General features: G+C 66.8%; 11 protein-coding genes. 5 read left to right on the top strand and 6 right to left on the bottom strand.

Translation table 11 applies throughout. The features are described 5' to 3' along the window. Positions 1 to 21: 21 nt before the first annotated feature. Positions 22 to 1,050: a LacI family DNA-binding transcriptional regulator gene (locus tag OK349_RS13480; protein ID WP_265118306.1), complete on the bottom strand. Its 1,029-nt coding sequence runs from the start codon at positions 1,048 to 1,050 to the stop codon at positions 22 to 24. Between the two features lie 146 nt (positions 1,051 to 1,196). Here OK349_RS13480 and OK349_RS13475 point away from each other — a divergent pair, with 146 nt between their 5' ends. From OK349_RS13475 to OK349_RS13460, 4 genes are all read left to right on the top strand, one after another. Then, positions 1,197 to 3,611 (top strand): TonB-dependent receptor, encoded by a 2,415-nt coding sequence (locus tag OK349_RS13475; protein ID WP_265118305.1) that lies wholly within the window; start codon positions 1,197 to 1,199, stop codon positions 3,609 to 3,611. 89 nt (positions 3,612 to 3,700) lie between these two features. After that, positions 3,701 to 5,110, top strand: a complete 1,410-nt coding sequence (locus OK349_RS13470) for a sulfatase family protein (RefSeq protein ID WP_265118304.1) — start codon at positions 3,701 to 3,703, stop codon at positions 5,108 to 5,110. Positions 5,111 to 5,124: 14 nt separating this feature from the next. Beyond that, positions 5,125 to 6,162 carry an alpha/beta hydrolase gene (locus OK349_RS13465; protein ID WP_265118303.1) on the top strand — a complete coding sequence of 346 codons (1,038 nt, stop codon included), beginning with the start codon at positions 5,125 to 5,127 and terminating at the stop codon, positions 6,160 to 6,162. Further along, positions 6,159 to 7,712 carry a sulfatase family protein gene (locus OK349_RS13460; protein WP_265118302.1) on the top strand — a complete coding sequence of 518 codons (1,554 nt, stop codon included), beginning with the start codon at positions 6,159 to 6,161 and terminating at the stop codon, positions 7,710 to 7,712. The genes OK349_RS13465 and OK349_RS13460 overlap by 4 nt, the downstream gene beginning before the upstream one ends. Here the strand turns inward: OK349_RS13460 and OK349_RS13455 are convergent. Beyond that, positions 7,709 to 8,830: a GNAT family N-acetyltransferase gene (locus OK349_RS13455; protein WP_265118301.1), complete on the bottom strand. Its 1,122-nt coding sequence runs from the start codon at positions 8,828 to 8,830 to the stop codon at positions 7,709 to 7,711. The genes OK349_RS13460 and OK349_RS13455 overlap by 4 nt on opposite strands. A gap of 80 nt (positions 8,831 to 8,910) precedes the next feature. Between OK349_RS13455 and OK349_RS13450 the strand changes: the two genes are divergently transcribed. Then, the gene (locus OK349_RS13450; protein WP_265118300.1) at positions 8,911 to 9,369 is read left to right on the top strand and encodes a DUF2721 domain-containing protein; all 459 of its coding nucleotides are present in this window, start codon (positions 8,911 to 8,913) and stop codon (positions 9,367 to 9,369) included. 4 nt (positions 9,370 to 9,373) lie between these two features. Here the strand turns inward: OK349_RS13450 and OK349_RS13445 are convergent, their stop codons facing one another. The 4 genes from OK349_RS13445 to OK349_RS13430 form a co-directional block, all read right to left on the bottom strand. Further along, the gene (locus tag OK349_RS13445) at positions 9,374 to 10,120 is read right to left on the bottom strand and encodes a rhamnogalacturonan acetylesterase (protein ID WP_265118299.1); all 747 of its coding nucleotides are present in this window, start codon (positions 10,118 to 10,120) and stop codon (positions 9,374 to 9,376) included. A gap of 228 nt (positions 10,121 to 10,348) precedes the next feature. After that, entirely contained in the window at positions 10,349 to 10,603 is a 255-nt protein-coding gene (locus OK349_RS13440; RefSeq protein ID WP_265118298.1) for a hypothetical protein, read from the bottom strand. An 11-nt stretch (positions 10,604 to 10,614) separates the two neighbouring features. Beyond that, entirely contained in the window at positions 10,615 to 11,043 is a 429-nt protein-coding gene (locus OK349_RS13435; RefSeq protein WP_265118297.1) for a hypothetical protein, read from the bottom strand. 14 nt (positions 11,044 to 11,057) lie between these two features. Further along, positions 11,058 to 11,939, bottom strand: coding sequence for a hypothetical protein (locus OK349_RS13430; protein ID WP_265118296.1), 882 nt, complete (start codon positions 11,937 to 11,939; stop codon positions 11,058 to 11,060). Positions 11,940 to 12,256 lie beyond the last annotated feature (317 nt).

Here is a 12,256-nt window from a genome sequence, read left to right as displayed (position 1 = left end):
AGCCTCGGGCAGCGTCGGGAATCAGGTCTCGCGCACCACCATGCGCGTCGGCAGCATCACCGATTGCGGCCGCCCGCCGTCGATCCGCTGCATCAGCTTCTCGACCAGCAGCGCGCCCGCGACGTCGGTCTTCTGGTCGATCGTGGTGATCGCCGGGCTGAAATGCGCAGTCGGCGGGATGTTGTTGTAACCGACCAGCGAAAAGTCGCGCGGCGCCGTGAGCCCCCGCGCGCGGAAGGAGCCGATCGCAGCCATCGCCGCGGTGTCCGAGAAAGCGAACACCGCATCCGGCTGCCCGCCCTGTGCGAGATAGGCGGTCACCGCATCTCCGGTCGCGGTGAACGCCATCGACGGGATCGACTGCAGCTCGATCGTCACGTCGGGATGGCCCGCAGCGCCGAGCCTCAGCCCCTCGTAGCGCAGGCGCAGCTCCTCGTGCCGCGTATCGCCGAGGAACAGCCAGCGCTTGCGGCCCTGTGCGAGGAAATGCTGCGCGGCGAGCTTGCCGCCGGCGAGATTATCGCTGCCTACTGCGCAATAGCCCGCGTCGGGGGCCACTGCGCCCCACACCACCAGTGGCAGATTCTCGCGTGCGAGATTGCGCAGCATCGCGTCGCGCGTGCCCTGACCGAGCACGATGAACCCGTCCGCCCCGCGCGCCTGGAAGAAGTCGCGAAAGGCGCGCGCATCGTCGAGCCCGGGAGGCGAGAGCAGCAAATCCTGGTTGCGGATCGACAGCGCCTCGGACACGCCGGCGAGCAGCTCGAAGATGAACGGATCGCCGATCGCGCCGTGGCGGTGCGAGCCGAAATCGAGCACCACCGCGACGGTATTGGTGCGCGCGTGGCGCAATTTCTGCGCGTTGCGGTTGACCGCATAGCCATGCGTGCGGGCCACCTCGAGTACGCGCTCGCGCGTCTCCTCGGTCACTAGCGGACTGCCGTTGAGCACGCGCGACACGGTCGGGGTCGAGACGTTCGCGAGGCGCGCGATATCCTGCATCGTCAGCCGCGATGCGCCCCCGCGCTTGCTCCTCGGCTCCCTGCCCATCGCCGCTGTGGTAGGGCCGCGCCGCACGTGCCGCAAGCCATGTATGGCGCCGACAGTGAAACGACCTCTTGAAAAGCATTTCAGTTGCGCATAGCATTAGTCCCAGGAAGGCAAATTTGCCGATGCACGCTCGAAGGGGAGGATTTATGCTTCGCAGTGCCGTTTTCATGCTCGGGGCCGCGCCGCTGGCGCTGATCGCCACCGCAGCCCATGCCCAAACAAATTCGGCCCAAACCGCCCAGACCGCTGAGCCCGCCGCCGCCACGCCGCAGGACGAGGCCGAGACGACCGAAGAGATCGTCGTGGTCGGCACCGCCGGCGGCGGCACGCGCCGCCAGGACGCGGCCTTCGCCGTGACCACGCTGAGCGAGGAAGCGCTCGACCGCGCCGCGCCGACCAGCACCGCCGACATCCTGCGCAGCGTGCCGGGCGTGATGGCCGAGAGTTCGGGCGGCCAGAACGGCGCCAACATCTTCGTGCGCGGCTATCCGTCGGGCGGCGACGCGCAGTTCGTGACCTTCCAGCTTGGCGGCGTGCCGATCTTTCCGCCCGCGACGCTGTCGTTCCTCGAAAACTCGCAGCTGATCCGTCTCGACGAGACGGTCAAGCGCGTCGAGGCGGTGCGCGGCGGCACCGGCTCGCTCTTCTCGAACGGCCAGCCGGGCCTCACGGTTAACGTCGTGCCGCGCACCGGCGGCAGCAACTTCGAGGCGTTCGGCAAGGTCAGCTACACCGATTATGGCGAGATCCGCGGCGACGCCTGGGTCTCGGGCCCGCTGGGCGAGAATACCGGCTTCATGGTCGGTGGCTATTACGCCCAGGGCAACGGCGTCCGCGATCCGCAGTTCCGCGCCGAGAAGGGCGGGCAGATCACCGCCAACATCCGCCACGAATTCGACGATCGCGGTTCGGTCGAAATCTATGCGCGCTATCTCAACGACCGCGGCCAGTGGCTGCTGCCGATCCCGGTGATCTCGAACAATGGCGAGATCTCGGCCTATCCGGGCTTCGACGCCGGCACCGGCACGCTGCCCGGCCGCGAGACGCAGGTGACCACCAACATCGTCGGCCGCACCATCGATCTCGCCCAGGGCCGCGGCGCCGACGTCATCAACACCGGCATCGCGTTCGACTATGAGGTCGCCGACGGCCTGCGCCTGCGCGAGCGGCTGAGCTATCTCGGCGGCAATGCCGACACGATCGGCATGGTCCCCGAAGGCCCGCCGCGCTCGGCAGCGGACGTCGCGGTCGCGCTGGGCGGCACCGGATCGACCGTCTCCAGCCTCACCTATGTCAATGGCGGGCAGGCCGTGAGCGGCGGCGCCGACGCGCAGGTGATGCGCGCCGGCATCTGGGAAGTGCGCAAGAAGATCTCGTCCTTCGTGTCGGATTCGGCGTTCGAATGGACCGCGGGCAACAACAAGTTCACCGGCGGCTTCTACTATGCCGACTATAGCTCGCGCGACAAATGGGTGCTCGGCAACCAGGTGCTGCTCACCGCCGAGCCCAATGCGCGGCTGCTCAACATGACGCTGAATGGCGGACGTACCGCGACGCTCAACGGCTTCGTCAGCGGACCCGGCTTCCAGGTCGACGCCTTCTACAAGGGCACCGACTATGCCTTCTACGCGGTCGACGAGTTCCAGATCACGCCCGAGCTGCGCATCGACGGCGGCGTGCGCTGGCAGCGCCACATCGTCGACGCGACGCTGCGCACGCCCTCGGGGACGGTCGATCTCGACGGCAATCCCAACACGCTCTACGACAATGCCGTCAACGTGCTCGGCGGCCCGCGGCAGCTCCATTATGCCGACTCGGCCTGGTCGTGGACCGCGGGCATCAACTACGACATCACCAGCCAGATCGGGGTGTTCGCCCGCTACAGCCGCGGCAACAGCTTCCCGATGTTCGACAATCTGCGCGAAGGGCTGACCCAGATCGCCGAGGTCGAGACCTATGAAGGCGGGCTCAAGATCTCGACGCCGCTGGTCAGCCTCTATGCGACGCTGTTCCACAACAAGTTCGACGGGCTGGCGTCATCGCGTCTCGTCAACGGCGTGCCGATCCCCGAGGTCGGCGGCGCCAAGACCACCGGCGTCGAGGTCGAAGGCGCGGTGCGGCCGTTCCAGGGCTTCAGCATCACCGCCGGCGGCACCTGGCTCGACGCGACCTATCAGGACTTCTTCACCGGCGGGACAGTCGACAACACCGGCAACCGCGTGCAGCGCCAGCCGCGCTGGGCGTGGCGCGTGACCCCGGCTTATGAGGTCGACCTGGGCGGAGTGAGGCCGGCGCTGTTCGCGACGCTGCAATATACCGGCGACCGTTTCTCGGACCCCGAGAACGCCCAGCTGCTGCCCAATTTCTACCAGCTCGACGCAGGCATCACGGTCGATGTCGGCGAGCATGTGACGCTGGCGGTGACAGGCAACAACCTGACCGACGAGATCGGGCTGACCGAGGGCAATCCGCGCATCATCGGCGGGCAGGGATCGGGTGCAATCCTGGCGCGCCCGATCCTCGGCCGCTCGTTCCGCTTCAGCGCAGCGCTGAAGTTCTGACCTCTCCTCTCCCGGACCGGTAGGCCCCCTTCCCCTTCCGGTCCGGGACCCTTTTCTCCCGCCGCCGAGCGCTGACCGGAGACTCGCCCATGCACCGCCGCACGCTGCTCAAGGGGATGGCGGGGGCGGCGGCGGTTTCGGCAGGCGCGGCGCGGGCACAGGCGGGCAAGCGGCAGCGCAACGTGCTGCTGCTCATCTCCGACGACCAGGGGCTCGACCTCGGCTGCTACGGCACGCCCGTCGCGACGCCGCGGCTCGACCGGCTGGCGCGCGAGGGCACGCGCTTCACCCACGCCTTCGCCGCGGTTTCCTCGTGCAGCCCGAGCCGCGCGGTGATCCATACCGGGCTCTACGGCCACCAGAACGGCATGTACGGGCTCCAGCACGACGTCCACCACCAGTCGCTGCTCGACGGCATCGAAACGCTCCCGTCGCTGCTGCGCCGTGCGGGCTACGCGGTGGCGCTGGTCGGCAAGAAGCATGTCGGGCCGGACAAGGCCTTTCCGTTTGAGGCTGAGCTGGTGCCCGAGCGCTCGGGCATCCGCGACGTGCGCGAGATGGCGACCGCCGCGGCGAGCTTCATCCGCTCGACGAACGACCGGCCCTTTTTCGTCACGGTCGCGTACAGCGATCCGCACCGCGCCGCGACCGACTATGGCAACGACCGCCCCTGGCCGGGGGTGAAGCCGGTTCGCTACGATCCGGCGAAGGTGCATATCCCGTCGCACTTGCCCGATCTGCCCGAGGTGCGGCAGGACCTCGCCGGATATTATGAATCGTTGAGCCGGCTCGACAGCGGCGTCGGCATGCTGCTCGATCTGCTCGCGCAGAGCGGGCGTGCGGACGACACGCTGGTGATCTTCCTCAGCGACAATGGCCGGCCCTTCCCGGGCGCCAAGACCAATCTCTATGCGCCGGGGCTGCATCTCCCGCTGATCGTCCGCGCGCCGGGCAGCGGCACCACGGCCAGTGACGCGATGGTCAGCTGGGTCGACATCGCGCCGACGGTGCTCGAATGGGCCGGGGTCGCGTCGCCGGAGTATCCGCTGTCGGGCAAGTCGCTGCTGCCGATCCTCGGCAAGCCCGGCGATCCGGCGCGCGACGCGGTGTTCGCGAGCCACGAGTTCCACGAGATCAACCAATATTACCCGATGCGGGCGGTGCGGACCCGCACCCACAGCTACATCCTCAACCTCGCGCACCCGCTCGACTATCCGATCGCGGGCGATGTCGCGGGATCGCCGAGCTGGAAGGCGATCAGCGCCGATCCCGCGATCCCGCTCGGCAAGCGCAGCCAGGCAGCCTATCTCAAGCGGCCCGCCGAGGAGCTGTACGACCTGTCGCGCGATCCGGACGAGCTGGTCAACCTCGCCACCGATCCAGCACATGCGGCGGTGCGCGACGCGCTGCGCGCGCGGCTGCTGGAGATGCGCAAGGCGACGCGCGATCCGTGGCTGGCGGGGCAGACCGATCCCTATTCGCATCTGGACCACAAATAAGGGACCGTGGCATCATGAAGACGTTCGGCGCCTTGCTCATCCTGCTTGCTGCGGCCCCGGCGCTGGCGCAGCAAGACCCTGCCGCAGTGGAGGTGCCTGCCTTCACGCTGCCGCCGTCGGACCAGCTGAGCGGGGAGGCCAAGGCGGTGCTGTTGCGGATGCGCGCGGCGCGATCGCCGGACTTCAAGGGCGACCTCGCGAAGCAGCGCGCCTTCTACCAGAAATATAATGACGACCGGCTGGCCGAGATGCGGCGGCATTTCCGGACCAGCGAGGAGCGCATGACGCTGGACGGCGTGGCGGTCGATATCGTCACCCCGGGCGCCGGGATCGATCCGCGCAACAAGGATCGCGTGCTGATCAACATACATGGCGGCGCGTTCATGTGGGGATCGGGGAGCGGCGCGCTGGTCGAGGCGATTCCGATCGCGGCGACCGGTGGCATCAAGGTCGTCACGGTCCACTACCGGCTTACTCCCGAGCACCGCTATCCCGCGGCCTCGGAAGACGTGACCGCGGTCTATCGCGCGCTGCTGAAGCAGTACCGGCCTGAGAATATCGGCATCTATGGCTGCTCGGCGGGCGGAATCATCACCGCCCAGTCGGTCGCGTGGATCAGCAAGCAGGGCCTGCCGCGGCCCGGCGCGATCGGCACATTCTGCGGTACCGCGGCGGCGTTCAGCGGCGACAGCGCCTATCTTGGGCCGATCGCGGAAGATGCCGCGCCCCCGTCGGGCCCGTTGCCGCGCCTGCTGCCCACAGCCTATATGGCGGGGATCGCGGGAGACGATGCGGCCGCCTACCCCCTGCTCTCCGAAGCCGAAACCCGGCTGTTTCCGCCGACCTTGCTGCTGGCGGGCAGCCGCGATTTCGCGGCGAGCGCCCTGACGCTGGCGCATCGCCGGTTGACGCAGGCGGGCGTTCCAAGCCAGCTGTTCCTGTTCGATGGATTGCCGCATGCGTTCTTCGTCTGGCCCGACATGCCCGAATCGATGGAGGCATATCGGGTCATCGCACGCTTCTTTGACCAGCATCTGGGTAAGCGGGAATGAGCAACGAGATCGACCGGCGCGGCGTACTTCTGGCAGGCAGTGGCGGTGCGTTCGGCCTCTATAGCTGGGCTGCGGATTCGGCCGCGGCGGTGCCGCAGAAGAAAAACCTTCTCCTCAAGCGCATTCCCCGCGCGCGCCCGCGCAACATCCTGGTCGTGCTGACCGACGACCATCGCCACGACGCGATGGGATTCATGAAGGCGCAGGACTTCGGCGAGACCCCGACGCTCGACCGGCTGGCGCGTGAGGGGGTGCATTTCCGCAATGCCTTCGTCACCACCGCCTTGTGCTCGCCGTCGCGCGCGTCGATCTTCACCGGCCTCTATGCGCACCAGCATCGCGTGGTGGACAACAACCATCCGATCCCGCCGGGCCTCACCTACTATCCCGAATATCTTCAGCGGGCCGGCTATGAAACCGCTTTCATCGGCAAATGGCACATGGGCGCGGAGACCGATCACCCGCAGCCGGGCTTCGACCATTGGGTAAGCTTCAAGGGGCAGGGCCATTATCTGCCCCATGCCGACGGGCTCAACGTCGACGGGCGCAAGGTGCCGCAGAAGGGCTATATCACCGATGAACTGACCGAATACGCGCTCGACTGGATCGGCAAGCGCGATCGCAAGCGGCCATGGATGATGCACCTCGCGCACAAGGCGGTGCATTCCGAGTTCATCCCCGCGCCGCGCCATGCCGGCCGCTACAAGGATGCGACCTTCCGCTATCCCGAGAACATGAAGGCCGGTGTGCCGGGCCGCCCGATGTGGGTCGAGAATCAGCGCAACAGCTGGCACGGCGTCGAATATGCCTATCACGGCAGGCTCGACATCGCCGACTATTACAAGGCCTATATGGAGACGTTGCTCGCGGTCGACGAAGGGCTGGCGAAGATCATGGATCTGCTCGCCGAGCGCGGCGAGCTCGACGACACGCTGATCCTCTACATGGGCGACAACGGCTTCATGTTCGGCGAGCATGGGCTGATCGACAAGCGCGCGGCGTACGAGGAATCGATGCGCGTGCCGATGCTCGCGCGCTGCCCCGCGCTGTTCGGACCGGGCAAGGTCGAGCAGGTCGTCGCCAATATCGACGTCGCGCCGACGATGCTCGCCGCCGCCGGACTCGCCGCGCCGGAAACCATGGCGGGCGCCAACATGCTGCCGCTGGCGCGCGGCGAGCAAGTGCCGTGGCGCGAGGAGCTGGTCTACGAATATTATTGGGAGCGCGCCTTCCCGCAGACCCCGACCGTCCATGCGCTGCGCGAGGACCGTTACAAGTACATCCGCTTCCACGGCATCTGGGACCTGGACGAGCTCTACGACATCGAAGCCGATCCGCACGAGAACAACAATTTGCTCGCCCAGCCGGGGCATGAGGCGCTGGCGGCGCGGATGGGCGCCAAGCTGTTCAAGCTGCTCGAGGAGACGGACGGGATGCAGATCCCGCTCGCCGCCGATACGCCCGGCCGCAACGTGCTGCGCGATCCCAAGGGATCGAAGGGCGCGCCCTTCCCGCCGAACTTCACCCAGCCGCCGAAGTTGCCTGGCTAGGCGGCGTCCGGGACAGCTGGCGAAGGCGCAGCATGGCCGCTGCGCCGCCACCAGCCCCGGAGCAAACGCCCGGCCAGCGCCGGCAATCCCCGCCGCACGAACAGCCAGTCGCGGATCGCGGGACCGGCGTCGGCGCCGATCACGCGCTTGTAGCCGCTGTCGCCCGCGCCCCAGTCGACCGTCGTGATGCCGTCCTCGATCGCGCGGACGAGATTGCGATAATAGAGCAGCTTGCCCGGCGAATGCTTGGCGACGCGCGGGTCGTAGCTGTTGGCGATGGCGTATTTGAGCGTTCCGGCGTTCATGTCGAACGAGAAGGCGGCGGGCTCGCCATCGATGCGCAGCAGCGCCGCCCACATCATCCGCGCGATCACCGGATCGGCCGCGGCGGCGCGCCAGAAGGCACCATGCCCCTCCGTGGTGAACTTGGCGTCGCTGCCGTCGGTGCGCGATGCGATCCAGCTCTTGCGCTCGATATCGGCGAGATCGTCGAACGCGGCAGGCGTCCAGTCCTCGCCCGCGACGAAGCGCCAGTCGAGCGCGCCATGCTCGCCAAGGTGCTTCTCGTGGAAGCGGTTCTTGCGCAGCGTCGAATTGCGCGGCCAAATGCCCTCGTCGCGCAGCGCCGCCATGTCGAGCAGGAAGCTCTCGGCGACGAAGCGGTCGAGCGCGACCCAGCCCCTGGCGGCCGCGGCGGCGCGCAAGCCCTCGAGCGCCGGATCCCCGTCATAGACGGGACCGATGCGCAGCGCATTGGCTTCCCGCCCGAGATGGTCGAGCAACAGCTCGAAGGCTTCGGCGCCGGCGTCGGCTGCCGCCGGAAAGCTGCGGAACGGCCAGTAGCAGCCGGGCACCGCGGCCAGGCGCAGGAACGAGGGGCCGAGCGGGACGAGCGGCAGCGCAAGCACCGGAACGCCCTCCCGCACCACGGTCAAGGTGCGGGCCGCGCCGCCATAGGCGGCCAGTGCCGCCGCGAACCAGCCATAGCGCAGGAAACGATGCGTCGGCGCGGCATGGTCCGCCACCGCGTCGAGCGCGCTCGCAAGGCCGTCGCCGATGCTCGCGGCGAGCAGCGGGGGCAGGCGAGTGAACTCGGCGAGCGGCATTGGCCTGGTCATGTCCGCGCGATAACGCGAATGCGTTACCAATGGGTGCAAGCCGCTTGGCGGCGCCGCGCGCGCGCCATAGAGTGAGGCGGATGCAGCCGCTGATGCTCTCCACCGTCGCCCAGACCATCCAGGTCTCGATCGCGCCCGTCTTCCTGCTCGCGGGCATCGCCGGCATCCTCAACGTACTGATCGGGCGCATGGCGCGCGTGGTCGACCGGTCGCGCAAGATCGAGCAGCTCCACCCGGTGTCGCAGGGCGCGGAGCATGACCGGCACGTATGGGAGCTGCGGCTGATCGACCGCCGGCTGTCGGTGATCAACACATCGATCTGGCTGTGCGTCGCGAGTGCGATCCTGATCTGCCTCGTCGTCGCGCTGATGTTCGGCGCGACGCTGACTCATCTCGATATCGGCGGCATCGTCGCGGTGACCTTCATCGCCTCGATGCTGCTGCTGACGGCGGGGCTGATTGCCTTCCTGGTCGAGGTGCGCCTGTCGCTGCTGGCGGTGCATGTCCGCGAGGAGTTGCTCGAGCGCGAGGACGGCTAGCGCATCACGTGCAGCCGCGGTGCCCCAACGGCGCCTGACGCAGCAGCGCCGGCATCCTGGCATCGATCTTTTGCCAGTGCGGCAGACGCAGGCGGCGATATTCGCCCGCGACCAGCGCCGCCGCGCCCCGCGCGCCGAGCTCGCTCAGATGCGTGTCGTCGGTGATGCCGTTGGGGAATGCCTTGAACCCGTCCCCAGGCTTGAGATGCAGGTAGAACGCCTTGGCGCGCTCGGCGCCGGTACGGTCGATCCAGGCGCGGCTGAGCGATTCGAGGTCGATGACGCGCACCCGCTCGCGCCTGGCGACGTCGCGCACCACTGCGGAATAGGCGGCGAAACCCGCCTTGGTGCGGCCGTCGGCCTCAAACATGCGCTGCGCGATCGGCGTGACGAGGACGGGAGTCGCCCCGGCTGCCCGTGCCTCGGCGACGAAGCGCTCCAGATTCACGCGATACACCGTCTCGGCCGGCGCATAGCGCTCGGGCCTGGCCTGATTGGCGTCGTTGTGCGCGAACTGGATGAGCACGACATCGCCTTTGCGCAGATCGGCGCGCAGCCGCTCCCATCGGCCTTCCGCGATGAAGCTCTTGGTGCTGCGCCCGCCGATCGCGCGGTTCTGCAGGCCCACGCCCTTGCCCAGCGCACAGGCGAACATCTGACCCCAGCCGGTCTGGGGATAGCGCGCCTCGTCATAGCTCTGCGCGGTCGAATCGCTCGCGATGAAGATCTGCGGCGTGCCGTCGCGCGCCAATTGGGGCGAAGGCGCGGACGTCGGTGACGTTTGAGCGAGCAATGCCAGCGCAAACGATACAGCGGCGGTTACCCGGACGATCCTGCGGCCCAGCACATCTTGCACTTCTCTCCTCCTCGCCCAGTAATCCCATTTTTTGGGATATAATGCCATTATTAGGAAGAGCATTGTTAGCCATGACGAGGCCGCGCGCCAAGTCGTTTGCGGACATTCCGCGCGCGGATTCTACTAGACTGGCATGTGGCGCACCCGACAGGATTCGAACCTGAACGTGAACCGCAACTGGCGCGACGAGCAGAAACACCTCGTCGGATACGTGGCTGCGAGGCCGCTCAGTAGGATGGGGTTCTTGCTTTCGTCGATGAACTCATTTGATGGGAGAAGGCCCTCGCCGAGCGACGCCACCGCGCAATCGACCAGATTCGTTACGTCACCGCCACCCCCGATCGTCACGAACTTACGCAGCGCGCCGATCGTGTCCATCTCGTGAGTCGCTACGCCTTGATCAATTCGAGCATCTGTCCGGCCGCGGTGAGGACGCCGGTGACGTTGTCGAGGTCCTCTATCAATTCTTCGGTGCCGGTTCTGATCTTTCCGAGCGCTTCGGCGGACTGCTCCATCGCATCGACTGCAGCTCTGATCTCCTCGCTTCCGTCAAGCGCTGCCACGAGCATCTGGGCCGCGCCCGCGGCGCAATGATTAGCGATCGACAGTGCGAGTGATAGCTGATCGTTGGTCTGCCCGCTGTTTTGCAGATCGAACACAGCGGCTTCCAGCGCCGCCGCGACACCGCGAAGCCCGTCCTTAAGCGCGCGGAGCGCGTCGATCTTGCCGGAATCTGCGGTGTGCATCCGCAACGTCGAATGGTCGCGTCGTCCCACCCGTTCGAACAGCTTCTGGTAGGCGCGATAGAGATCCGCCATGTCAGCGCTCCGCTTCATGACTCACCCTTGATCGCATCGAGAAGGGCGAGCACGGCGTTGATGTCCGCGAGCGCGTCCTCAAGGCTGAGGTCCGGGTTCTGGAGCTTGGCGATGAGTTTCTCGTGCGCTGCGTTGAGTTTGCCCCATTCCGCACCAAGTTTGCGAGCGGACCCGATTTGCCGCGATTGCTCGACCAGGAGCGCAAGCGCTTGGCGCCGTTCGGCACGAAGTGCTTCGACCCGCCCGCGTTCCGCCGCTGTCAGCACGGCCTGCTCGAGCGGGCGGCCATTGAGGAGACGTCGTTCCTCCGCCTGACCCCGCACGATGACAGCCTGAGTAGCCGCAATATTCTCGGCGCCGCCGGCCAGGATCGAGCCTTTCAGAGCTGCGGTCTGTTCGGCCACGACCTGCGACGCTGCGGCGATGGGCTCGCGCGCGGCCAAAGCCACTTGCAGCAGCGCCTTCCGCCGCTTGGTTCGCAGGCGCTCGTTACCGGCAAACGTGGCAGCGTCGATGATCGCATTGGTGATCGCCGGCATTCCCGGGATCAGCGCCGCCAAGGCCTTGACCGCGCCGGCGGCACCTTCTGACCTACTCTTGACGGTTTCGAGGTCTTCCGCCTCGCAGAGCTCGGCCATCGCATCAGAATAGCGGACGATCCCGCCTAGCAGCGCTCGCATATTCGGTGCCGAGCGAACGAGCTGATAATCGACGCCTGCGATAGCGTACGTCACCGTGCAATCTTCGGTCGCCGTGCTGCCGCAGTTGTTGAGGGCCACCCGTCCCTCGTTGGCGCCGAGAAGGCGTTGCGATCGTTCTAGACCGACCTGCGCTTCGCGATCGACGACCGCGTCGAACGCGCTCTTGTCCGCGGTCGCGAGAGTTCGAAAGGCCATCGCCTCCTCTGCTGGCAAGGTCGAGGCGCACCCTGTAGTCAGGGCAAGAAGCGAAAGCCCGATCACAAGTCTGGAAGAAATGGAGGGTGCACGGTTCGCCAAGACATGATCTCCCCAGCAGAGAAGCACCTAACGGAACGCAGCACGCGCAAGCCAATGATCAAAGAATGACTACAAATAGATCATATCGACCACCGCCTGTCTAGGTCCGCCGCGCGCGACACGGTTCGATCTTTTCCAAAGACTTCGAACAGAGAACACCAGCTAATCCATTTGTGGAAGGCGTGATTCTTGCCGGGCCTTTCGTATGAAATCAA

Origin of the sequence: Sphingomonas sp. BT-65, from assembly GCF_026107375.2 — a bacterium.
Lineage (GTDB): Bacteria > Pseudomonadota > Alphaproteobacteria > Sphingomonadales > Sphingomonadaceae > Sphingomonas.
Note: the sequence above shows the minus strand (reverse complement) of the source record. Positions and strands in the feature narration are given on the sequence as shown.

Coding starts and splice junctions, on each gene's coding strand:
- OK349_RS13430 (WP_265118296.1), bottom strand. CDS start 11,939: ATGGCCTTTCGAACTCTCGCGACCGCGGACAAGAGCGCGTTCGACGCG.
- OK349_RS13455 (WP_265118301.1), bottom strand. CDS start 8,830: ATGACCAGGCCAATGCCGCTCGCCGAGTTCACTCGCCTGCCCCCGCTG.
- OK349_RS13465 (WP_265118303.1), top strand. CDS start 5,125: ATGAAGACGTTCGGCGCCTTGCTCATCCTGCTTGCTGCGGCCCCGGCG.
- OK349_RS13440 (WP_265118298.1), bottom strand. CDS start 10,603: ATGGACACGATCGGCGCGCTGCGTAAGTTCGTGACGATCGGGGGTGGC.
- OK349_RS13470 (WP_265118304.1), top strand. CDS start 3,701: ATGCACCGCCGCACGCTGCTCAAGGGGATGGCGGGGGCGGCGGCGGTT.
- OK349_RS13480 (WP_265118306.1), bottom strand. CDS start 1,050: ATGGGCAGGGAGCCGAGGAGCAAGCGCGGGGGCGCATCGCGGCTGACG.
- OK349_RS13450 (WP_265118300.1), top strand. CDS start 8,911: ATGCAGCCGCTGATGCTCTCCACCGTCGCCCAGACCATCCAGGTCTCG.
- OK349_RS13460 (WP_265118302.1), top strand. CDS start 6,159: ATGAGCAACGAGATCGACCGGCGCGGCGTACTTCTGGCAGGCAGTGGC.
- OK349_RS13475 (WP_265118305.1), top strand. CDS start 1,197: ATGCTTCGCAGTGCCGTTTTCATGCTCGGGGCCGCGCCGCTGGCGCTG.
- OK349_RS13435 (WP_265118297.1), bottom strand. CDS start 11,043: ATGGCGGATCTCTATCGCGCCTACCAGAAGCTGTTCGAACGGGTGGGA.